Origin of the sequence: Rhodanobacter glycinis (assembly GCF_006438785.1) — a bacterium.
Lineage (GTDB): Bacteria > Pseudomonadota > Gammaproteobacteria > Xanthomonadales > Rhodanobacteraceae > Rhodanobacter > Rhodanobacter glycinis_A.
On sequence record NZ_RCZB01000005.1, the window covers coordinates 200548 to 222354 of the forward strand.

Consider the following 21807-nt stretch of genomic DNA (forward strand, 5'->3'; position numbering starts at 1 on the left):
TCGTCCCGAGGCGCCCATCAATGGCGCGCAACGCGCAGCAATACTTCTGCTTACGCTGGGCGAGCAGGATGCCGCCGAGGTGCTCAAGCACCTCAGTGCGCGCGACGTGCAGGCAGTCGGCTCCGCGATGGCGGCGCTCTCCAGCGTGTCGCGCGAACACGTCGAGCACGCGCTGGACAAGCTCAATGAGGACATGGGCCGGCAAACATCGCTGGGCGTGGGCACCGAGGAATACATCCGCAAGATCCTGGTCAACGCGCTGGGCGAGAACAAGGCCGGCGGCCTGATCGATCGCATCCTGCTTGGCCGCAGCAGCAAGGGCCTCGAATCGCTGAAGTGGATGGAGAGCCGCGCCATTGCCGAGATGATCAACCAGGAACACCCGCAGATCATCGCGCTGGTGCTGGCGCACCTCGAGCCGGATCAGGCGGCCGAGGTGATCGGTTACCTGCCGCTGCGCGTGCGCTCCGATGCGTTGATGCGCATCGCCACGCTGGACGGCGTGCAGCCGCATGCGCTGAACGAACTGGACGAGATCATGGAGCGCCAGTTCTCGGGCAGCAACAAGAAGCTCAAGTCCGCCAACGTCGGTGGCCTGAAGGCTGCCGCCGACATTCTCAACGCGATGGAGGGCAGCCGCGAAACCGAATTGATGACCGCCATCCGCAGTCACGACGATGCACTGGGCGGACGCATCGAGGATCTGATGTTCGTGTTCGAGGATCTGGCCGAGCTGGACGACCGCGGCATGCAGACGCTGCTGCGCGAGGTGCCATCGGGCACCCTGATCACTGCGCTGAAGGGCGCCGAGCCGGAGATTCGCGAAAAGATCTTCGGCAACATGTCCAAGCGTGCTGCCGACATGATGCGCGACGATCTCGAAGTGAAGGGGCCGGTGCGCCTGAGCGAGGTCGACGCGGCGCAGAAAGAGGTGCTGGCGATCGCCCGCAAACTTTCCGATGCCGGTCAGCTCAGCCTTGCCGCCGGCGGGGATGAATTCGTCTGATGGCCGCTGCGATCCACACCATGGCGCAACAGGATTTCCAGCGCTGGGAGCTGCCGAACGTGGGCACCCAGCCAACCGCATCGAAGGCGGCCAATACATCGCCCCAACCCACCGTGCACGAACTGGCAGCGCTCGAACGGCAGGCGCGCGAGGAGGGCTATGCCGCCGGCCACGCCGAAGGCAAGGCCGCGGCACAGCAGCAGTTGCGCCAGCGCATGGCCCAGCTCGATGCGCTGTACGAATCGGCCGCGCGCCCGCTGCAGGCGCTCGACGAACAGACCGAGCAGGAGCTGGCCCGGCTGGCGACCATCGTGGCCAGCCGGGTGATCGTGCGCGAGTTGCAACTGGCGCCGGGATTGATCGCAAAGGTCGTGCGTCAGGCGGCCAGCGCGCTGCCGGCCGCCACCCGCGAGCTGCGCGTGCATGTGCATCCGGATGACCTGGCCCTGTTGCAGGAACTCGGCGCGGCGGAAAGTCATTGGCAGCTGCTGGCCGACCCCGCGCTGGCTCGCGGCGATTGCCAGCTGGAAAGCGCGCGTTCGCGGCTCGATGCGCGAGTGGAAACACGTCTGGCGGCAATCATCGATGCCGTGCTCGGCGATGACGCCGGGCATGCCGGACCCGATGCATGAGCATCGACGTCACTGACGTCGCGCGGCAGGCGCGCTGGCAACAGCAGCTTGCGCGGCGCAGCGCGCGGGCCAAGGTGGCGCACACGCTGACCGTGGAAGGCAGCCTGCGCCGCGTGGTGGGCCTGACTTTGGAAGCGGAAGGCTGCGAGGCTGCACTTGGCGCGCGTTGCCTGGTCGATACGGCTGACGGCGCCAAGCTCGAAACCGAAGTGGTCGGTTTTGCCGACGAACGCCTGCTGCTGATGCCGGTTGGCGACATGCACGGCGTGCTGCCGAATGCTCGGGTTCGCCCGTGCATTCACAGCGGCGGCCTGCCGGTGGGCATGGGCTTGCTGGGCCGGGTGATCGGCGCCGATGGCGTACCGCTGGACGGGCTCGGTCCGCTGGATTCGGACGAACATGCCGCGCTCAAGCGCGAGCCGATCAACCCGATGGCACGCAAACCGATCGACGCACCGCTGGATGTTGGCGTGCGCGCGATCAACGCGCTGCTTACGGTGGGGCGTGGCCAGCGACTGGGCCTGTTCGCCGGCTCCGGTGTGGGCAAATCGACCCTGCTCGGCATGATGACCAAGTACACCAACGCCGATGTGGTGGTGGTCGGCCTGATCGGCGAGCGCGGTCGCGAGGTGAAGGAATTTGTCGAGCACACGCTGGGCGAGGAAGGTCATCGGCGTGCGGTGATCGTCGCGGCGCCGGCCGACGCGCCGCCGCTCAAGCGCTTGCGTGGTGCGCAGTACGCCACCGCCATCGCCGAGTGGTTTCGCGACCGTGGCCAGCGCGTGCTGCTGCTGATGGATTCGCTGACCCGCTACGCCCAGGCGCAGCGCGAGATCGCGCTGGCGATCGGCGAGCCGCCGGCGACCAAGGGTTATCCGCCATCGGTGTTCGCGATGATGCCTGCGCTGGTCGAGCGTGCCGGCAACGATGCCGAAGGGCGCGGTTCGATCACCGCGTTCTACACCGTACTCACCGAGGGTGACGATTACCGCCACGATCCCATTGCGGATGCAGCGAGGGCGATTCTTGACGGCCATATCGTGCTGTCGCGCGATCTGGCCGAAGCCGGCCATTATCCGGCCATCGACATCGAGGCCTCGATCAGTCGCGTGATGCCGGCGGTGGTGACGCGCGAGCATCTGCGCTCCGCGCAACGTTTCCGCCAGGTCTATTCCGCCTACCGCCAGCAGCGCGACCTGATCGCGGTAGGCGCGTACCAGAAGGGTTCCGATCCGCAGGTCGATCAGGCGATCGAGATGTGGCCGCAGCTGCGTGCGTTCCTGCAGCAGGAAGTGGACGAACCGATGACGCTTGAGGTGGCCATCGCCAACCTCGCGCTCCTCGCCGCGCAGGTGACCGAATGAGCTCGCGCGCGAAACAATTGCAGCCGGCAGTAGAGCAAGCCAGGCAGCGCAGCGAAGATGCCCTGGCGAAGCTGGCCGCACAGCAGCAGCACCTGGCCAAGGCTGAGCACCAGCTCAGCGAATTGCAGCGCTACCGACAGGAATACGCAACCAGCGGCACTGGCGCACTGAGCGTGACCGCGTTGCTCAATCGGCAGACCTTCATCGAACGGATCGATCAGGCGATCGTGCAGCAGACCACCGAGATCGCCCGCCAGGCTCGCCAGCTGGAGCAGGTGCGCGATCACTGGAAGCAGACCCATGCGCGCGAAAGCGCACTCGGCAGCGTCGTCGCGCAGCATCGCGAACATGAGCGCCGCGCCGAGGATCGGCAGGAGCAGGCCGAAGTCGATGAGCGCATGCAGCATCGGCGGCTACGATGAATACCATTTCCGCCTGCGTGCTGTTGTCCGCCGCATATCAATGCATTGAAGGAGCGACCGCCTCATGACCGCCCACGCCGTTGGTTCCACTCCCGCTGCGCCGTCGGCGCCGCGCAGTACGCCTACCGGCGGCGCGCCGGACCCGGCCGCGCCGGGCCATTTCGATCATCAGCTGCATGCCGCGAAGCAGCGCAACGCATCGCGCAATCCCGATCCCTCGCCGACCCATGCTCGCGAGCTGGGCTCGAAGCCGCAGCCATCGACCAACCGTCAGCCGGACACGGCGAAGGCGACCGATTCGCAGATCCCGGCAACGACAGCATCAACGATGACAACGACCGCGCCACCGGCCGCGCCGGTACAAGCCGCTGCGGCCGTCCAGGCCAGCGCGCCCGATGCGAAGGCACCGACCGATACGATCGACATGGACGACCAGGCGGCGTCTGCGCTGGCCGGCGCCATGCTGGCGTTGATCGGACCGTCGGTGGCCGGCGTGTTGCGGCCTGCCGCTGCGGCGGCCAAGACCGTCGAGGTGCTGGCGCAGGCGGGCAAGACCGTGGCGACGGATGCCAGCGCAGCCATGCTGCTGCAGCTCGGCGATGCCACCAGCGCGACCACGGCGACCGCCAATCCCGCGCCCGCCGTGGTAGCCGGCATGCTGGCGGCAACAGATGGTTTGCTGCCGCTCGCCACGACCAGCAAGGATTCCTCGCCAGCCGACGCGACGCCGACCGCCGCACTGTCCGCTCCGTCGACACCCGCCGCACCGACCGCGCCGCCCGTGTTGCAGTTGCCGGTCGGCAGCCAGACGTTTGCCCAGGACCTGGGCCAGCAGGTGGCGTGGCTCGGTGGCCAGGGCATCAAGCAGGCGCGGATCCGGCTGCATCCCGAAGAACTGGGCTCGCTCGACGTGAAAGTCAGCGTGACGCACGGGCGTGTCGACGTGGTGTTCAGCGCGCAACACCCTGCTGCCGTGGCGGCCGTACAGCAAAGCCTGCCGCAGCTCGATCACATGCTGGCCCAGCATGGCCTTTCACTGGGTCATGCCGAAGTGGGGCAGCAGGATCGCGGTGACCGTCACGGCCATGCCGGGGATACGGGCAAGGCCGCGCTGGATGAGCCCGGCGATATCCACGCCATCAACATGACGACATCACTGGGCCAGATCGGCCTGCTCGACGCGTTTGCCTGATCGTTCGCGGCGCGTTGTTCGCGCCGCGCAAACCCGCGCCCGTCGTCTTCCTGAAAACGGCCGGTGGATGGCGATGCCATCTTGCATGCGTGTGTTCACTGGCTTCGCCGTGATCGCGTCGCGACGCTGCTCCGACGGGCGTCAAGAAAGTGCCGCGAGCCCGGTCCGGCGTGCTCGCCAAGGCCGAGAACCCAGCTGCAACAACGTCTTTCGCCGATGGCACGCGGATTGCATTTGCTGCTTGGCGCGTTGTCAGACGTGCCTCCCATCAGCTGAGCGCGTTAACAGGCGCGCTCGCCCCATCAGCGAAGGACGAAGTTTTCATGGTCGACGAAGAACAGCCCGAAGTGGTGTCGGACGCTCCGGTGGAGCGCCGCAGCCGCATGCCATTGGTGATCGGCGTAGTGGTGGTGCTGGTGGCGCTGGGCGCCGGCGGGTATCTGTGGCAGTCACACCGGGCCGCGCATGCCACGACCGGCAAAGTCGCCGCTGTGGAACTCAGCAAGGCCGAACTTTATCTGCCGCTAGAGCCTGCCTTCGTGGTGAATTTTCGCGACAACGACTCGCTGCGCTATCTGCAGGTGGGGGTCACCCTGATGTCGCACGATCCCGAGGCGATCAACGTGGCCAAAGCCGCCGATCCGGTACTCCGCGACGGCCTAGTGGCGCTTTTCAGCAATCAGAACTTTTCGATCATCAGCGATGTCGCCGGCCGCCAGAAGCTGCAGGAGCAGGCGCTGGTCACGGTGCGCAAGGTTGTCCAGGCGCGGCTCGGCCGCCCCGGCATCGACGCACTGTATTTCACCAGTTTCGTGATGCAGTGATGGGGATGCCACGCACATGAGCGACCTGCTTTCCCAGGACGAGATCGATGCACTGCTCGATGGCGTCACCGCCGGCTCGGTAAGCACCGGCAACGACGCGCCGCCGACCGATGCGGTGATCTCCTACGATTTCACCCAGCAGGACCGCATCGTGCGCGGTCGGTTGCCCACGCTGGAAATGGTCAACGACCGGTTTGCGCGGTTCTTCCGCACGGCCATCTTCAGCGTGCTGCGCAAGACCTGCGAGGTCTCGGTGCTTGGCGTGAAGATGGTCAAGTTTGCCGAGTACGTGCATGGGCTGGCGGTGCCGAGCAACCTGAACCTGGTACGCATCAAGCCGCTGCGCGGCACTGCACTGGTGCTGTTCGAACCGCGCCTGGTGTTCACCGTGATCGACAATTTCTTCGGCGGCGATGGTCGTTTCCATGCGCGCATCGAAGGTCGCGATTTCACCGCCACCGAGAACCGCGTGATCCAGATCATGCTGGACGCACTGTTCGGCGCGATGTCCGAGGCGTGGGCACCGGTGCTGGATCTGCAGTTCGAATATCTGAGTTCGGAAATCAACCCGCAGTTCGCCAACATCGTCAGCCCGACCGAGACGGTGGTGGTGTCGCGCTTTCACGTCGAACTCGACGGCGGTGGCGGCGACATCAACCTGACCCTGCCCTACGCGATGGTCGAACCGATCCGCAACCTGCTCGACGCCGGCGTGCAGAGCGATCGCGTCGATCGCGACGACCGCTGGGCCGAGATGCTGCACGAAGAAGTGCTCGACGCGGAGGTGGGCCTGAGTTCACTGCTGCTGGAAGCGCAACTGAGTCTCGGCGAGTTTCTGCATCTGCGGCCGGGTGATGTGATCCCGGTGCAGTTGCCCGAACTGGCCACCGTCTATGCCGAGGATGTGCCGGTATTTCGCGGCCGCTACGGTCAGTCCAACGGCCGCAACGCCGTCCGTTTTCATGTCCAGGCTGGCCGGCGCGAAAGGCGCACGGCCGGCGATCATTCCAGAGAGAAGACCCCCGCATGAGCCAGTCCACTGATGGTGCCTTCGCCGACGCCGGCGAGCGTGTTCAATTCGACCCGTTGCAGGGCGCCGCCGGCGACAGCGGCGACGTCAACCTCGACATGATCCTCGATGTGCCGGTGACCCTGGCGATGGAAGTCGGGCGCACCCGCATCAGCATCCGCAACCTGCTGCAACTGAACCAGGGCTCGGTAGTGGAGCTGGACCGCGCCGCCGGCGAGCCGCTGGACGTGTTCGTCAATGGCACCCTGGTCGCGCATGGCGAGGTGGTGGTGATCAACGAGAAGTTCGGCATCCGCCTGACTGACGTGATCAGCCCGGCCGAACGCGTGCGCAAGCTGCGCTGATGAGCACGTTTGCCCTCATGCTCGCCGCGGCACCGGCGGCCGCGCCGGAGTTCAATGCCGCCGGTGAACTGGTGCGCGTCGTGCTGAGCCTGCTCGGCATCATCGGCCTGATCCTGGCTGCCGGCTGGCTGACTCGCCGCATGCAGCGCCGTCACGGCGTGGCCGGGCGGCGCATCCGCTGCGTGGAATCGTTTGCGGTGGGTGCGCGCGACCGGCTGCTGTTGCTGGATGCCGACGGCAAGCGCCTGCTGATCGGCATGGGACCGGGTGGCATGCGCACGCTGCATGTTTACGACGGCACCCAGGCCGCGCCGGTGGAACAGCCGGCCGCCGCGCCGGTACCGGCGTTCGGCGACCTGCTGGCACGCTGGAAGCGCGGCGCATGAGGACGTGGCGCTGGATCATCGCCGCCCTGTTGCTGGCGCTGCCGCTGGCGGTGCTGGCGGCACCGCCGCCCGGCATCCCGCTGGTGAACGTGCAGAGCGTGCCCGGTGGTGGCCAGAACTGGACGATGTCGCTGCAGGTGCTGGCGCTGATGACGGCGCTGACGCTGCTGCCGGCGATCGCGCTGATGATGACTTCGTTCACCCGCATCATCATCGTGCTCGGCTTTCTGCGCCAGGCGCTGGGCACGCAGTCGACGCCGCCGAACCAGGTGCTGCTGGGGCTGGCGTTGTTCCTCACCCTGTTCGTGATGTCGCCGGTGCTTACGCGTTCCTACGACGACGGCGTGAAACCATATATGGACGGCCAGATCACCGCCGAGCAGGCGCTGCCGGCGGCGTCGGCACCGTTCAAGCGCTTCATGCTCGATCAGACCCGCGAGGCCGACCTGCAGTTGTTCACCCGGCTCGCGAAGGAAAAGCCGTACGCCAGCAAGGCCGACGTGCCTTTCAAGGTGGCGATGCCGGCGTTTCTCACCAGCGAGTTGAAGACCGCGTTCCAGATGGGCTTCCTGCTGTTCATCCCGTTCCTGATCATCGATCTGGTGGTGGCCAGCGTGCTGATGTCGATGGGCATGATGATGGTTTCGCCGATGATCATCTCGCTGCCGTTCAAGATCATGCTGTTCGTGCTGGTCGATGGGTGGACATTGTTGCTGGGGACGTTGGCGGGGAGTTTTTACACGTGACCGCGCAGCGGCTGACCGAGGCCTTCTTAGGAGCCCGCTTGCGGGCGATGGTCTGGTTGCCTTCTATTGAGAGCGAAGAGCTTTCGTCTGCCTTTGGCAGCCGAGTCACGTTCTCTTTGCGTGGCCAAAGAGAAAGTAACCAAAGAGAAAGGCCACCCCGCTTGGCGCTTGCCGGGCATCCTGCCCGGCAAGTCCGTGAGTCGGGGCCGGGCTTTTCGACAGGGCATCCTGCCCTGGCGAAAAGGAATCGACATCCCTGTCGATTCCCGCTACGCGGCCTGTCGACCCCGCCTCACCGCCGCACAGGGGCCCCGGTAGAGCAGCGGGCCTTCCTGGCCCGCACTCAGTGGAAGGCTGAAAAGCTCAGGAGCAACAGCAACAACAACAGCAGCGACAAAAACAGCAACAAAACCAGCAACAAAACCAGCAACAGCTACGAAGCACGGTTCTGCTCCTGTTTTGCTGTTGATCTGGCTCTTCTGAAGAGTGCGCGCCGGGAGCGCGCCGCTCTACCCGGGGCCCCTATGGCGCGGCGGGTGAGCGTAGGAAAGCCCGCAGGGTGGCCGGCAAGGATGCCGGCCAGTTTTTCGCCAGCACAGGATGTGCTGTCGAAAAACCCCGTAGCTCGCCCGCGCACCCGGAGGGCAGGATGCCCGCAGGGCGCGCCATCGGGGTGGCCTCTCTTTTGGTTACTTTTCTCTGGCCACCCAGAGAAAAGTGACTCGCCCTCCGAAGGAGGACGAAAGCTCTTCGCTCTGAAGCTCCCAGTCGCAGGACCAATCCCATGACCCCCGAATCCATCATGGAAATCGGCCAGCACGCGCTGTACGTGGCGATGCTGGTGGCTGCGCCGCTGCTGCTGACCGCGCTGGCCGTCGGCCTGCTGGTGGGCGTGATCCAGGCGGCCACGCAGATCAACGAGATGACCCTGAGCTTCATCCCGAAACTGATCGCGATGGCGCTGGTGGCGTTGATCACCGGGCCGTGGATGTTGCGGCTGCTGGTGCAGTACACCACTCAGTTGATCGAGAGCCTGCCCGGTGCGGTCAGATGACAGCGCTGGATCTGGCGCAGTTGCCGATGTGGCTGGGCAGCCTGTTCTGGGCGATGGGTCGGGTGACCGGCTTGTGCCTGGTGGCACCGGTGTTCAGCGCCACGGTGATCTCGGTGCGCATCCGCATTGGCCTGGTGGTGGTGCTGACCCTGGTGCTAGCACCGCTGGCGCCGGCGACGATCGACCCGTTGAGCGGTGACGGCGTGGCGACCATGGCGGGGCAGGTGCTGGTCGGTGCCGCGGTGGGGTTCGTGTTGAAGCTGGTGTTCGAGGCGGTGTCCTTTGGCGGCGAGCTGGTGGCGCAGAGCATGAGCCTTGGCTTTGCCGAAGTGGTCAACCCGCAGGCCGGCGGCAGCTCGACCGTGCTGAGCCAGTTCTACTTGCTGCTGGTGACGCTGCTGTTCATCGCGATGGACGGCCATTTGCGTCTGATCGCGCTGCTCGCTGACAGTTTCCACAGCCTGCCGCCGGGCATGCCGGCGATCAATGCAAACGCGCTGCATGCCGTGGTCGGTTTCGGCGGGGAGCTGTTCTCCGGCGCGGTACGGGTCGCGCTGCCGGCGATGACGTCGTTGCTGGTGGTGAACATCGGCTTTGCCGCGATCAGCCGTGCGGCACCGTCGATGAATCTTTTTGCCGTCGGTTTTCCGATCACCGTCTCGTTGGGCTTCATCGCACTTTGGCTGGCGCTGCGCAGCCTTCCGGGCGCGTTCGAGGCACTGCAGAATGACGCCTGGTCGATGATGCGCAACCTGCTGGGGAGCTGACGCCGATGTCGGACGACAGCGACCAGGAAAAAACCGAAGAACCTACCGAAAAAAAGCTGCGCGAATCGCGCGAGAAGGGCGAGGTTCCGCGCTCGCGCGACCTGTCTGGTGCGATCGTGGTGCTGGCCGGCGTGGCGGCGCTGATGAACAGCGGCGAGAGCGCTTTCCTGCATGCCCGGCGCATCTTTGCGCTGGGCCTTGGTTATTCGCGCGAGGCGCTGTTCTCCGACGCCTTGCCTGGCCGCACCTTGCATGCGGCGATGAGCGAGGCACTGAGTCTGTTCGCACCGGTGGCGGTGGCCACCATGCTGGCCACGCTGGCCGCACCGCTGTTGCTGGGCGGGCTGAATTTCAGCGCGCAGGCATTACAGCCGAAGTTCGAGCGGCTCGATCCGATCAAGGGACTGGGCCGGATCTTCGCGCTGCGCGGCCTGGTCGAACTGGGCAAGGCGCTGCTGAAGTTGCTGTTCATCGGTGCGGTGCTGGGCATGCTGCTGCACCACTGGCAGGACGAACTGCAGGCCACCGGCCGTGGCTCGGTGGTGGCAGGCATCGCGCAGTCGATCGGCCTGCTTGGCCGTGCGGCGTTGTGGTTCGGTTCGATGCTGGCACTGATCGGCGGTATCGATGCCCTCTACCAGAAATTCGATCATGCCAAGAACCTGCGCATGGCCAAGCAGGAAATCAAGGACGAGATGAAGGAGAGCGAGGGCAACCCCGAGATGAAGGGACGCATCCGCCAGGTGCAGCAGGCGCAGGCGCGCCGCCGCATGATGGAGGAACTGCCCAAGGCCGACGTGGTGGTGGTCAACCCCACCCACTTCGCCGTGGCGCTGCGTTATGACGACGGCCGCATGGGTGCGCCACGCGTGATCGCCAAGGGCGTCGACGTGCTGGCCCAGCAGATTCGCCTGGTGGCAGGCAGTCATCGCATCCCGATGGTCGAGTCGCCGCCGTTGGCACGCGCCTTGTATGCAACCACTGAACTGGGTCGCGAAATCCCCGCCGCGCTGTATGTGGCGGTGGCCCAGGTCCTGGCCTACGTCTACCAGCTGAAGCAAGCCGCGGCGCAGGGCGAGACACCACCGGCAGCGCCAACCCCTGAGGTCGATCCCGACCTGATGGGGCCTTACCGCGAATAACGACGAGTCAAATCCATGACGGGTGCAGACGTACTAGGCAATTTCAAGCACCTGGCGCGACGTGGTGTTGGCGCTCCGGTGATGCTGCTGGTGATGCTGGCGATGCTGATGTTGCCGCTGCCGCCGTTCCTGCTCGACATGCTGTTCAGCTTCAACATCGCGCTGTCGCTGGTGATCCTGCTGGCGGTGGTCTACGTGATGCGCCCGCTGGAGTTCGCCGCGTTCCCCACCGTGGTGCTGATGGCCACCCTGCTGCGGCTGGCGCTGAACATCGCCTCCACCCGCGTGGTGCTGTTGCACGGGCACGACGGCCCCGGTGCCGCCGGCAAGGTGATCGAGGCGTTCGGCGAGTTCGTCATCGGCGGCAATTTTGCGGTCGGCCTGGTGGTGTTCGCGATCATCACCATTATCAACTTCGTGGTGATCACCAAGGGCGCCACGCGCGTGTCCGAGGTGACCGCACGGTTCACCCTCGATGCGATGCCCGGCAAGCAGATGGCGATCGACGCCGATCTCAACGCCGGCCTGCTGACCCAGGAGCAGGCGCGCGAGCGGCGCCAGGAAGTGCGCGAGGAGGCGGACTTCTACGGCTCGATGGACGGCGCCTCGAAATTCGTGCGCGGCGACGCCACCGCCGGCATCCTGATCCTGATCATCAACATCGTCGGCGGCTTCTTTGTCGGTGTGTTCCAGCATGGCCTCTCGGCGGGCGAATCGGCCAAGACCTACACCCTGCTGACCATCGGCGACGGCCTGGTCGCGCAAGTGCCGGCGCTGATGCTGTCGGTGGCGGCGGCGATCATTGTCACCCGCGTGTCGAAATCGCAGGACATGGGCAAGCAGGTGATCGGCCAGGTGTTCGGCCAGCCGCGCGCGCTCGGCGTGGCGGCGGTGGTGCTGATCGTGATGGGCGTGATCCCGGGCATGCCGAACGTGGCGTTCCTGCTGCTCGGCGCGGCCTGCGCCGGCGCGGCATGGATGCTGCTCAAGCGCGAGCGCGATACCCGCACCAAGCTGGCCGAGTCGATTGCCGAGGCACCCGCGCCCACCACGCCGACCGAGCGGCTGGAGCTGGGCTGGGAGGATGTCGCCAGCGTCGATCCACTGGGACTGGAAGTGGGCTACCGGCTAATTCCGCTGGTCGACGTGCATCAGGGCGGCGAGCTGATGGGGCGGATCAAGTCGGTGCGCCGCAAGCTGTCGCAGGAGCTCGGCTTTCTGGTGCCGGCGGTGCATATCCGCGACAACCTGGACCTCGGCCCGAACACCTACCGGATCACCCTGATGGGCGTGCCGATGGGCGAGGCCGACGTGCACAACGAGCGCCTGATGGCGATCAATCCGGGCCAGGTGCACGGCACCTTGCAGGGCATCGCCACGCAGGACCCGGCGTTCGGTCTGGAAGCGGTGTGGATCGAGGTGGGCCAGCGCGAGCTGGCGCAGAGTTATGGCTACACCGTAGTCGATCCGGCCACGGTGATCGCCACCCATCTGTCGCACATCCTGCAGGGTCACGCGCACGAGCTGCTCAGCCACCAGGACGTGCAGCAGCTGCTGGACCGGCTTACCGCCACGGCGCCGAAGCTGGTCGAGGACCTGGTGCCCAAGCGGCTGTCGCTGGGCGTGGTGGTCAAGGTGCTGCAGAACCTGCTGGCCGAGCGCGTGCCGATCCGCAACATGCGCAGCATCGTCGAATCCTTGGCGGAGCACGCCGGGCAGAGTCAGGATCCCGGCGTTCTGACCGCCGCCGTGCGTGTGGCGCTGGGCCGGCAGATCCTGCAGGAGATCACCGGACTGGGCACCGAAGTGCCGGTGATCACGCTGGCGCCGGAGCTCGAACAGATCCTGCTCGGCTCGCTCGCCAGCGGCGGCGGAGTGGCTGGCGCCGCGGTGGAACCGGGCCTGGCCGACCGCCTGCAACAGAGCGTGGCCGAAGCAGCGCGACGGCAGGAATTGAGTGGGGAACCCGCGGTCTTGCTGGTCGCGCCGCTGTTGCGGCCATGGCTCGCGCGGTTCACTCGTCACGTGGCACAGAACCTGCACGTACTCGCTTACAACGAAGTGCCCGACAACCGCCGCGTGCGTTTGGTACAGGCGCTGGGGCGATGAACAGGATGGATGAGATGGCGATGGTCAGGCAGCAACGTGCAACCGGAACTCCTGCTCGGCGGCTTTCCCGCCGCACCCGCGTCGCGATCCGCGTGAGCAATCCGGTGTGGAGCAATCTGGCGTGGAGCAATTTGGCGTGGAGCAACCCGACATGAAGATCAAACGATTCGTGGCCGCCGACATGCGTCAGGCGATGCGCGAAGTACGCGAGGAGCAGGGACCCGAAGCGGTGATCCTGTCCACCCGGCGCATGGAGGACGGCATCGAGGTCATCGCCGCCATCGACTATGACGAAGCACTGATGCGCGAGGCGTCCCGCCACGGTGCACCGGCCGCGGAGACGCTGCCGGTCGACAAAGACGACGTGGCGCCGCCGAAGCTTCACGTCGCGGCAGCCGAACCCATCGTGCGCACGCCGCGCAGGTCAGCCGCGCCCGTCGCGGTGGCGGTCGAACCGCCGGGCATGCGGCCGCTGATGGAGCAGGCTGCACAAGACACCGCACAGCTGCGCAGCGAACTGGGCAGCATGCGCGAGATGCTGGAGATGCAGCTGTCGAGCCTGGCCTGGAATGACCTGGAGCGCCGCCAGCCGTTGCGTGCGCGCGTGCTTCGCGAGATGACCCGCCTGGGCATCGAGGCGGATGTGGCGCGCGCGCTGGTGGACGAACTGCCCGACCAGATCAACGCCGAGCAGGCACGTTACCTGCCGCTGGGCATGCTCAGCCGCCATCTGGCGGTAAGCGGGCGCGGCTTGTCCGGCGACGATCGCGGCGTCACCGCGCTGGTGGGTCCCACCGGCGTGGGCAAGACCACCACCATCGCCAAGCTGGCGGCGCGCGCGGTGATGCGTCACGGCGCCGACCAGGTGGCGCTGGTGAGCACCGATCATTACCGCATCGGCGCCGCCGCCCAGCTGGAACATTACGGACGCCTGCTCGGCGTGCGCGTCTATCCGGCCTACGACGCGGAAAGCCTGCGCAAGGTGCTGGAGATGCTGCGCAGCCGTCACACCGTGCTGATCGACACCGCCGGCGTGGCGGGCAGCGATCCGCGACTGAACCAGCAACTGGAAATTCTGGCCGACGCCAGCGACCTGCGCGCCTGCCTGGTGCTGGCGGCCAATGCGCAATCGCAATCGCTGGACGATGCGGTGCGCGCCTATCTGCCGCTGAAACCGCATGCCTGCATCCTGACCAAGCTCGACGAGGCGCCGAACCTCGGTGGCGCGCTATCGGTGCTGATCCGTCACCGGTTGCCACTTGACTACACCACCGACGGCCAGCGCGTGCCCGAGGACATCGCCACGGCGGATGCGCGCGTGCTGGTTTGCCGCGCCGCGCAGTCGCTGAAGAGCCATGTGCCCGACGATGGGCTGATGGCCGAACGCTTCGGCCTTGCCGTGGCCAGCGCATGAGCGGAGTACTTGCAATGGATCAAGCCTCGGGGCTGATGCACATGTTGTCGAACATGGTCGGCCGCGCTACGCCCCCGTCGGCCGTGACCAGCGACCACCAGGCCAGCAGCCTGCTGACTGCCGCACCGGCCGCGCGCCGGCATTGCCGCGCGATTGCCGTGGCCGGTGGCAAGGGCGGCGTCGGCAAGAGCACCGTGGCGGTGAACCTCGGCATGTCGTTATCAATGGCTGGGCGCGACGTGATGCTGCTGGATGCCGACATGGGGCTGGCCAATGTCGACGTGATGCTGGGCCTCACGCCGTCGCGCCACATCGGGCACCTGCTCGATGGCAACTGCACGCTGGAAGAACTGCTGCTGCCGGCGCCGCGCGGCCTGCAGGTGGTGCCCGCCGGCTCCGGCACGCGCCGGCTGGCGCAGCTGGACAACGGCGAGCACGCGGCGATCATCCGCGCGTTCGATGAACTGGCGCGGCCGCCGGAATTCCTGCTGGTGGACACCGCTGCCGGGCTGTCCGACAACGTGACGATGTTTGCCGCCGCCGCTTCCGAAGTGATCCTGGTGGTGTGTGACGAACCCGCCTCGCTGACCGATGCGTACGGACTGACCAAGGTGCTCAGCCGCGATTTCGGCGTGCGTCGTGTACGCATGGTCGCCAACATGGTGCGCAACGAGGGCGACGCGCGAGCGCTGCACCAGAAGCTTGCGCGGGTCAGCGACCGCTTCCTCGACGTGGTGATCGATTTCAGTGGATGGGTGCCGCACGACGAACGTCTGCGCCAGGCCATCCGCAGGCAGTGCGCAGTCGTCGACCTGTGGCCATCGAGCCAATCGGCGCTGGCATTCAAGAAAATGGCTGGTGTGGTCGATAAATGGGCGGAACCCGACCGCGCAGGTCTCGACCGGATCGCCTTCTTTGGTGGCCGGACCGTACCGGCCGATGGGGTCCCGAGATGAGTGTGGCTTCGGAATATCTGCAACTTTCCCGCGAAAGTGCCGACGAACTGGTACGTCGGCACGCGCCGCTGGTCCGGCGGATCGCCTATCACCTGATGGGGCGATTGCCGGCCAGCGTCGACGTGGGTGATCTGATCCAGGCGGGAATGATCGGTTTGCTGGAAGCATCGCGCCACTTTGCCCTCGACCGGGGGGCCAGCTTCGAGACGTATGCGGGCATCCGCATTCGTGGCGCGATGCTGGACGAATTGCGCCGCACCGACTGGACCCCGCGTTCGGTGCATCGCAAGACCCGCGAAGTGGCCGAGGTGATCCGCCAGATCGAGACCGAGACCGGTGCCGAGGCGGATGACGCAGAAGTCATGCGGCGGCTCGGGATCAGCGCGGAGGAGTATCACCAGGTACTCGCCGATGCGTCCTGCGTGCGCCTGCTCAGCCTGACCGCCTCGGACGACAACGAGGAGAGTGGGGTGCTCGACGTGGTCGACGAAAGCGGCCTGAGCCCTCACGAGAACATCGAGCGCGACGGCATGCGCGATGCCTTAGCCGAGGCGATCGGCGGTCTGCCGGAGCGTGAGCAGTTGGTGATGTCGTTGTACTACGAGCAGGAGTTGAACCTGAAGGAGATCGGCGCCGTGCTGGGAGTGAGCGAGTCGCGCGTGTGCCAGATCCATGGCCAGGCAGTCATACGGCTGCGTTCAAGGCTCACCGGCTGGCGTGGTTGATCGAGCGGCATCCAGAAATTCCGGAAAGAAATCCCGAGGCCGCGCAGTGGCCTGAATTGCATGTGGAGAGAGCGTTTGGACAAGAACATGAAAATCCTGGTGGTGGATGACTTTTCCACCATGCGGCGAATCGTTCGCAACCTGCTGGTCGAGCTGGGTTTCAGCAACCCGCTGATCCAGGAGGCCGACGATGGCGAGAGCGCGATCGCGATGCTGCGCAGCCTGCCATTCGACCTGGTGGTGACCGACTGGAACATGCCCAACATGACGGGCATCGACCTGCTGCGCGCGATCCGTGCGGAAGGCCCTCTGAAAGGCTTGCCGGTATTGATGGTCACGGCCGAGAACAACCGCGACCAGATCATCGCGGCGGCGCAGGCCGGCGTGAACGGCTACATCGTCAAGCCGTTCACCGCGATCACCCTCAAGGAAAAGCTCACCAAGATCTTCGAGCGGATCGCCGCCAGCGGAGCCAGCGCATGAACGTCATTTCGCCCCTCGCCATCGACGATACGCTGCCTGCCGAACTGCGCGATCTGCTGAACAGCCCCGATGGCCTTGCGTTCGAACAGGCGCTGGATGTGATGGTGCGCCAGCGCGAGCAGCGCCTGTTCCGCGCCCTCGGCCAGCTCGCGCGCGACCTGCACAACGCCGTGCGCCGGCTGGGTGGAGACCTGGCGCAGGACGGTTTGCCAGGTAGTGTCGCCGACGCGCGCCAGCATCTGCAGGACGCGCTGGAAATGAGCGCGCAAGCTGCCCACCGCAGTCTCGATTTCGCCGAACGCATGCGGCCTCAGGCCGAATCGCTGGCGCACAACGCGGGCGAAGTTCTGGAGTGGACCAACGGCAACGACGCCGCCGCCGTGCTGGCGCGCGAAGCCGTGGAGTTCGCCGGCAACTGCCGCGACGGCCTCGCCGACATGGTGCTGGCGCAATCGTGGCAAGACCTCACCGGCCAGCGCATCAAGAAGGTCGCCAGCTTCATCGGCACGGTCGAATCGTCGCTGCTGGAGCTGGTGCGGCTGACCGGCGCGCTGGCCGGCAGCGAGGCGCCGGCCAGTGTGGAAAAGGTGTCCAGCCAGGATGACGCCGACCGCCTGCTCAGCGAATTCGGGTTTTGAAGGCAGGCCCGCGATGAATGCGGAATTCGATCTGGAGCTGCGCCAGGATTTTTTGGTCGAGGCCGGCGAGCTGCTGCGGCGGCTCGGCGAGCAATTGGTCGGGCTGGAAACGGCACCGGGCGACAGCGAGCTGCTGAATGCCGTGTTCCGCGCATTCCACACCGTCAAGGGCGGCGCCGGCTTCCTGGCGCTGGACACCATGGTCGTGCTGTGCCACCACGCCGAAGATCTGCTCAACGAGGCCCGCAACGGCAGCGTGGTGCTCGGCACCGGCCATATGGACGCGTTGCTGGAAGCACTCGACCTGCTCAACGACATGATGGCCGCGGTGAGTGCGGATGCGCCGCTGAGCACGCCACCTGCTGCTCTGCTGACCTCACTGCTGCCGCGAGCACCAGCGCCGGTGACCGCCGTGATGCCGACGCCGGCAGCACCTGCGGCAGAAGGCGCCGCGATCGACGACAGCGAATTCGAGGCCTTGCTGGACAGCATGTACGGCACCGCCGTACCCGGCACCGTGGCGCCGGTGGTGCCGACGGCTGCGCCCAGCGCGAGTTCCGGAATCGACGACGACGAGTTTGAGGCGTTGCTGGATGCACTGCACGGTAAGGGTGGTCAGCCCGCCGCGGCACCTGTCGCGGCGCCTGCTACAGCGATGGCGTCCGCACCGGAAAGCGCGCCGGCCGCAGCCGTGGCGCGTCACGCGGTGCCGGTGGAAAACACCGTGCGGGTGGATACGGCTCGGCTCGACGTGCTGGTCAACCATGCCGGCGAGCTGGTGCTGGTGCGCAACCGTCTGCTCAGCCTGGCTGCGCGTGACGGCAGCGAGGCGCTGGTCACCGCCGCTGGTGAGCTGGATCGGATCGCCGACGAATTGCAGACCGCCGTGATGGGCATGCGCATGCAGCCGGTGGGGCGCCTGTTTCAGCGCTTTCCGCGGATCGTGCGCGACCTGGCCCGCCAGCTCGGCAAGGACGTGGAGCTGGTGCTGGAAGGCGAGGGCACCGACCTCGATCGCAGCTTGGTCGAGGCATTGGCCGATCCATTGATCCACCTGCTGCGCAACGCGCTGGATCACGGCGTCGAAATGCCCGCCGAACGCGAACTCGGCGGCAAGCCGCGCAAGGGTCGCATCTGTCTGTCGGCCAGCCAGCGCGGCGAGCGGATCGTGATCTCGGTAAGCGACGACGGCCGCGGCATGGATCCGGAGGTCCTGCGCCGAAAGGCAGTGGAGAAGGGTGTGATCGATGCAGTGCAGGCCGCGCGGCTGACCGAAAGCGAATGCTACGAATTAATCTTCCGCCCCGGCTTCAGCACCGCCGCGACGGTCTCCGACATCTCCGGCCGCGGCGTCGGCATGGACGTGGTGAAAACGCGTGTGGCCGAACTTGGCGGCACCTTGCAGGTGCATTCCCGCTGGGGCCATGGCAGCGAACTGGAACTGACCGTGCCGCTGACCCTGGCAGTGCTGCGCGTGCTGATGGTGCGGGTGGAGGCGCGCCTGCTGGCGCTGCCGCTGAGCAATGTGGAAGAGGTTTTTGAACTCATCGATGGGCAGGATCGCCTGCTAGATGGCCGTCTGGTCGCCCAACATCGCGGTCGCGCGCTGCCGCTGGCCGATCTGGCCGGCTGGGCCGGCGCCACCACGGGGGTGGGTCGCCATGTGGTGGTGTTGCACATCGGCCACCAGCGACTGGGCTGCCTGGTGCACGAGGTGCTCGGTCGCGAGGATGTCATCGTCAAGCCGCTCGGCCCCCTGTTCGCCGATGTAGCGGGCATCGCCGGCGCCACCGTCACCGGCGATGGCCGGCTGGCGCTGGTGATGGATCTGGCAGGCCTGGCCGGCGGCGCCGGCCAACTGTTCACTTCGTTGCAACTGGCGGGCTGATCACCATGGACATGGTAAGCATCATCGGCACGATCCTGGGTTTCCTGGTGATCATCATCGGCACCGTGCTGAAGGGATCCACGGTCGGCGCATTGTGGAATCCAGCGGCGTTCGTCATCGTGTTCTTCGGCACGCTTGCCGCGTTGCTGGTGCAGAACCAGGGCCGGGTGCTCAAGCATGCGCTGTCGATGATCAAGATGGTCTACCGGCCACCGCAGCACCTGCCCAGCGACCTGATCAGCCGCATCGTCGGCTGGAGCGAGATCTCCCGCCGGCAGGGCCTGCTCGGGCTGGAGCCGCAGATCGAGGCGGAAACCGATCCGTTCGTCAGCAAGGGTCTGCAGCTGCTGGTCGATGGCGGCGAACCGGACGCCATCCGCAGCGTGCTGGAAGTGGATCTGGATACGCGCGAGGCGATCGATCTGGCCGGCGCCAAGGTCTACGAGAACGCCGGCATCTATTCGCCCACGCTGGGCATCATCGGCGCGGTGATGGGCTTGATGGCGGTGATGCAGAACCTGGCCGATCCCAGCAAGCTCGGCCACGGCATCGCGGCGGCCTTCGTGGCGACCATCTACGGCGTGGCGCTGGCCAACCTGTTCATGCTGCCGATGTCGGCGCGGCTGAAGGGCTTGATCGGCAAGCAGACGCAGATGCGCGAAATCCTGATCGAGGGACTGGTGTCGATTGCCCAGGGCGACAATCCGCGACAGATCGAGGCGCGCCTGCAGGGCTACGTCGAATGAGAAAGCGCAAGCATGAAGAGCACACCAATCACGAGGCGTGGGCGATCCCCTATGCCGACCTGATGACCTTGCTGCTGGCGTTTTTCGTGGTGATGTACGCCGTTTCGGTGGTCAACGAAGGCAAATTCCGGGTGATGTCCGAATCGCTGATCGAGGCATTCAACGGCTCCAGCCACGTGATCGCGCCGTTGCCGCCGACGAAGGTCCGGCCGCACAACATCAACCCGTCGATAGCCGCTCCGGCCGGACAGCCCGGTTCGTCGATCGTGCCGATCGCCGTGCCGATTCCGCCGCATCCGGTGCCGATGCACGGCGGCAAGGGGCGCGACCCGGGCCATCCATCGAGCCCGCAGGAAAACCTGGGGCGCATCGAGGATCAGGTGCGCAAGGCGTTGCAGCCGCTGATCGATCGCAAGCTGGTGATCGTGCGACTCAAGCCGGACTGGCTGGAGATCGAGATCCGCACCGACATCCTGTTCCCCAGTGGCGTGGCCCAGCTGTCGACGCCGGCCAATGCGGTGCTGCGCGATCTGGCAACGATCCTGGCGGGCTTCCCCAATCCGCTGCGGGTGGAAGGCTTTACCGACGACGTGCCGATCAACACTCCACAGTACCCGTCGAACTGGGAGCTGTCGGCGGCGCGCGCAGCCAGCGTGGCGCGCCTGTTCGCCATGAGCGGCGTCGTTGCGGATCGGCTTGGCATCATCGGCTGGGGCGAAGTGCGGCCGAAGGCCGACAATGCCACGGTCGAAGGCCGCAACCAGAATCGACGGGTGCTGGTGGTGGTGATGAGCAATCGCACGACACCGAAGCGCGAGCAGAGCGATCCCGCGCGTGCGGCTGAAATCGCGGCGCTGGGGAACCCCCCGGTACCGGCGGTCGACATGCTGCCGACCGTGCGCGTGCATGGCACCGTGCCACCACCAGCGGTCGCCGACAACGGCGTCACACCGACCGCCACGCCACCGTACGCGACGGGAAAACTGGAGCGCTCGGCGTCCACGCCCGCCGTAGACGAACCATCTGTCGGCATGTCCCGCCGCGCCACCTCGACCCGATGATTTCGATGAACCTGTCAGCTGATTGTGGGATCCACGCATGAGCGCTCTCGTCTTCGCGACTGATCAAGGCGGTCAGCACTGGCTGTCGTTCCGGATCGGCACGCAGCTGTATGCGGCACCGCTGGTCGACGTGAGCGAGGTCATCCGCGATGGCGACATCACGCCCGTACCCGGCGCCGCCACCGACCTGCTGGGCGTGCGCCACCTGCGCGGACGGATCGTGCCGGTGCTGGACGGCTGCAAGCGGCTGGGGCTTCCGGCACTGCCGGCGCCGGATCCGGCGATGGTGCGCATCGTGATGCTGGCGCATGCCGGCCAACTGGTCGGCGTACGGGTGGACGCGGTCGGAGAATTGCTGTGCAGTGACGGCATCGACATCGCACCGCCGCCTCCGGGCCGGGCCAGCCGCAGCGACGATCCGGTCAGCGGCGTACTCTCCTGGCAGGGCGGGTTCGTGGCGTTGCTCGATGTACGTCGACTGTGCCGACTGAGTGGAGAAGGTGATCATGTGGCTTGAAGCGGGAATAGCGGTATTGCTGCTGCTGACGCTGGCGCAATCGGCCCTGCTGTTTCATCTGTGGCGGCAGTCACGCCAGCTGCAGCAACGCATCGACGCGCTGTCGCATGGTGCGGCGCATGCGTACACCGATGTCCCGACCTCGATGCTGGTGACGGCGCTGGGGCGGCTGGAACGACAGGTGGGCCTGATCGAGCAGCAGCCAGCGCTGCCACGGCAATCCTATGAGCTGGCCCAGCAACTGGCGCGCGAAGGTGCCGATGTCGAGCAGCTGATCATCCGCTGCGGCTTGTCCCGCGACGAGGCGAAGCTGGTCCTGCAGATGCATCCGGTCAACCCGTAAGCCGGTTCGCTGCGCGAG

At 66.3% G+C, this 21807-nt stretch carries 24 protein-coding genes; all 24 read left to right on the top strand.

Annotation, left to right across the window (positions count from 1 at the left end):
- Positions 1 to 16 precede the first annotated feature (16 nt).
- The 24 genes from fliG (at position 17) to EAH75_RS16710 (ending at position 21789) form a co-directional block, all read left to right on the top strand.
- Positions 17 to 1006, top strand: a complete 990-nt coding sequence (gene fliG, locus EAH75_RS16595; protein ID WP_205043252.1) for a flagellar motor switch protein FliG — start codon at positions 17 to 19, stop codon at positions 1004 to 1006.
- Positions 1006 to 1638, top strand: a complete 633-nt coding sequence (locus EAH75_RS16600; protein WP_140653435.1) for a FliH/SctL family protein — start codon at positions 1006 to 1008, stop codon at positions 1636 to 1638. Before fliG ends, EAH75_RS16600 begins: the two co-directional genes overlap by 1 nt.
- Positions 1635 to 3002 (top strand): flagellar protein export ATPase FliI, encoded by a 1368-nt coding sequence (gene fliI / locus EAH75_RS16605; protein ID WP_140806268.1) that lies wholly within the window; start codon positions 1635 to 1637, stop codon positions 3000 to 3002. Before EAH75_RS16600 ends, fliI begins: the two co-directional genes overlap by 4 nt.
- Positions 2999 to 3424, top strand: coding sequence for a flagellar export protein FliJ (gene fliJ, locus EAH75_RS16610; RefSeq protein WP_140653439.1), 426 nt, complete (start codon positions 2999 to 3001; stop codon positions 3422 to 3424). The genes fliI and fliJ overlap by 4 nt, the downstream gene beginning before the upstream one ends.
- Positions 3425 to 3488: 64 nt before the next feature.
- Complete coding sequence (locus tag EAH75_RS16615; protein ID WP_140653441.1) at positions 3489 to 4616, top strand: flagellar hook-length control protein FliK; 1128 nt, start codon at positions 3489 to 3491, stop codon at positions 4614 to 4616.
- A 170-nt stretch (positions 4617 to 4786) separates the two neighbouring features.
- Positions 4787 to 5440: a flagellar basal body-associated FliL family protein gene (locus tag EAH75_RS16620; protein ID WP_241668982.1), complete on the top strand. Its 654-nt coding sequence runs from the start codon at positions 4787 to 4789 to the stop codon at positions 5438 to 5440.
- A gap of 16 nt (positions 5441 to 5456) precedes the next feature.
- Positions 5457 to 6470 (top strand): flagellar motor switch protein FliM, encoded by a 1014-nt coding sequence (fliM, locus tag EAH75_RS16625; RefSeq protein ID WP_140653443.1) that lies wholly within the window; start codon positions 5457 to 5459, stop codon positions 6468 to 6470.
- Positions 6467 to 6814, top strand: a complete 348-nt coding sequence (gene fliN, locus EAH75_RS16630; RefSeq protein ID WP_140806269.1) for a flagellar motor switch protein FliN — start codon at positions 6467 to 6469, stop codon at positions 6812 to 6814. Before fliM ends, fliN begins: the two co-directional genes overlap by 4 nt.
- Entirely contained in the window at positions 6814 to 7200 is a 387-nt protein-coding gene (locus EAH75_RS16635) for a FliO/MopB family protein (RefSeq protein WP_140806270.1), read from the top strand. The genes fliN and EAH75_RS16635 overlap by 1 nt, the downstream gene beginning before the upstream one ends.
- On the top strand, positions 7197 to 7946 hold the full coding sequence (gene fliP, locus EAH75_RS16640) for a flagellar type III secretion system pore protein FliP (RefSeq protein WP_140806271.1): 750 nt from the start codon (positions 7197 to 7199) through the stop codon (positions 7944 to 7946). Before EAH75_RS16635 ends, fliP begins: the two co-directional genes overlap by 4 nt.
- Before the next feature lie 784 nt (positions 7947 to 8730).
- The gene (gene fliQ, locus EAH75_RS16645; RefSeq protein ID WP_140653449.1) at positions 8731 to 9000 is read left to right on the top strand and encodes a flagellar biosynthesis protein FliQ; all 270 of its coding nucleotides are present in this window, start codon (positions 8731 to 8733) and stop codon (positions 8998 to 9000) included.
- On the top strand, positions 8997 to 9767 hold the full coding sequence (gene fliR, locus EAH75_RS16650) for a flagellar biosynthetic protein FliR (protein WP_140653450.1): 771 nt from the start codon (positions 8997 to 8999) through the stop codon (positions 9765 to 9767). The genes fliQ and fliR overlap by 4 nt, the downstream gene beginning before the upstream one ends.
- A 5-nt stretch (positions 9768 to 9772) precedes the next feature.
- Complete coding sequence (gene flhB, locus EAH75_RS16655) at positions 9773 to 10909, top strand: flagellar biosynthesis protein FlhB (protein ID WP_140653451.1); 1137 nt, start codon at positions 9773 to 9775, stop codon at positions 10907 to 10909.
- 15 nt (positions 10910 to 10924) lie between these two features.
- Positions 10925 to 13018 carry a flagellar biosynthesis protein FlhA gene (gene flhA / locus EAH75_RS16660; protein ID WP_140653452.1) on the top strand — a complete coding sequence of 698 codons (2094 nt, stop codon included), beginning with the start codon at positions 10925 to 10927 and terminating at the stop codon, positions 13016 to 13018.
- A 151-nt stretch (positions 13019 to 13169) separates the two neighbouring features.
- Positions 13170 to 14432: a flagellar biosynthesis protein FlhF gene (gene flhF / locus EAH75_RS16665; protein WP_140806272.1), complete on the top strand. Its 1263-nt coding sequence runs from the start codon at positions 13170 to 13172 to the stop codon at positions 14430 to 14432.
- Between the two features lie 14 nt (positions 14433 to 14446).
- Positions 14447 to 15388 carry a MinD/ParA family protein gene (locus EAH75_RS16670; RefSeq protein WP_140806274.1) on the top strand — a complete coding sequence of 314 codons (942 nt, stop codon included), beginning with the start codon at positions 14447 to 14449 and terminating at the stop codon, positions 15386 to 15388.
- Positions 15385 to 16113 carry an RNA polymerase sigma factor FliA gene (locus EAH75_RS16675; protein ID WP_140806275.1) on the top strand — a complete coding sequence of 243 codons (729 nt, stop codon included), beginning with the start codon at positions 15385 to 15387 and terminating at the stop codon, positions 16111 to 16113. The genes EAH75_RS16670 and EAH75_RS16675 overlap by 4 nt, the downstream gene beginning before the upstream one ends.
- Positions 16114 to 16188: 75 nt before the next feature.
- Complete coding sequence (locus EAH75_RS16680; protein ID WP_140653456.1) at positions 16189 to 16596, top strand: chemotaxis response regulator CheY; 408 nt, start codon at positions 16189 to 16191, stop codon at positions 16594 to 16596.
- Positions 16593 to 17234, top strand: coding sequence for a protein phosphatase CheZ (locus tag EAH75_RS16685; protein ID WP_140653457.1), 642 nt, complete (start codon positions 16593 to 16595; stop codon positions 17232 to 17234). Before EAH75_RS16680 ends, EAH75_RS16685 begins: the two co-directional genes overlap by 4 nt.
- Before the next feature lie 13 nt (positions 17235 to 17247).
- Complete coding sequence (locus EAH75_RS16690; RefSeq protein ID WP_140806276.1) at positions 17248 to 19122, top strand: chemotaxis protein CheA; 1875 nt, start codon at positions 17248 to 17250, stop codon at positions 19120 to 19122.
- Between the two features lie 5 nt (positions 19123 to 19127).
- On the top strand, positions 19128 to 19868 hold the full coding sequence (locus tag EAH75_RS16695; RefSeq protein WP_140806277.1) for a flagellar motor protein: 741 nt from the start codon (positions 19128 to 19130) through the stop codon (positions 19866 to 19868).
- Positions 19865 to 20929 carry a flagellar motor protein MotD gene (gene motD, locus EAH75_RS16700; RefSeq protein WP_140806278.1) on the top strand — a complete coding sequence of 355 codons (1065 nt, stop codon included), beginning with the start codon at positions 19865 to 19867 and terminating at the stop codon, positions 20927 to 20929. The genes EAH75_RS16695 and motD overlap by 4 nt, the downstream gene beginning before the upstream one ends.
- Before the next feature lie 37 nt (positions 20930 to 20966).
- Positions 20967 to 21446 (top strand): chemotaxis protein CheW, encoded by a 480-nt coding sequence (locus tag EAH75_RS16705; protein WP_140806279.1) that lies wholly within the window; start codon positions 20967 to 20969, stop codon positions 21444 to 21446.
- Positions 21436 to 21789, top strand: a complete 354-nt coding sequence (locus tag EAH75_RS16710; protein ID WP_140653465.1) for a DUF2802 domain-containing protein — start codon at positions 21436 to 21438, stop codon at positions 21787 to 21789. Before EAH75_RS16705 ends, EAH75_RS16710 begins: the two co-directional genes overlap by 11 nt.
- Positions 21790 to 21807: the final 18 nt, after the last annotated feature.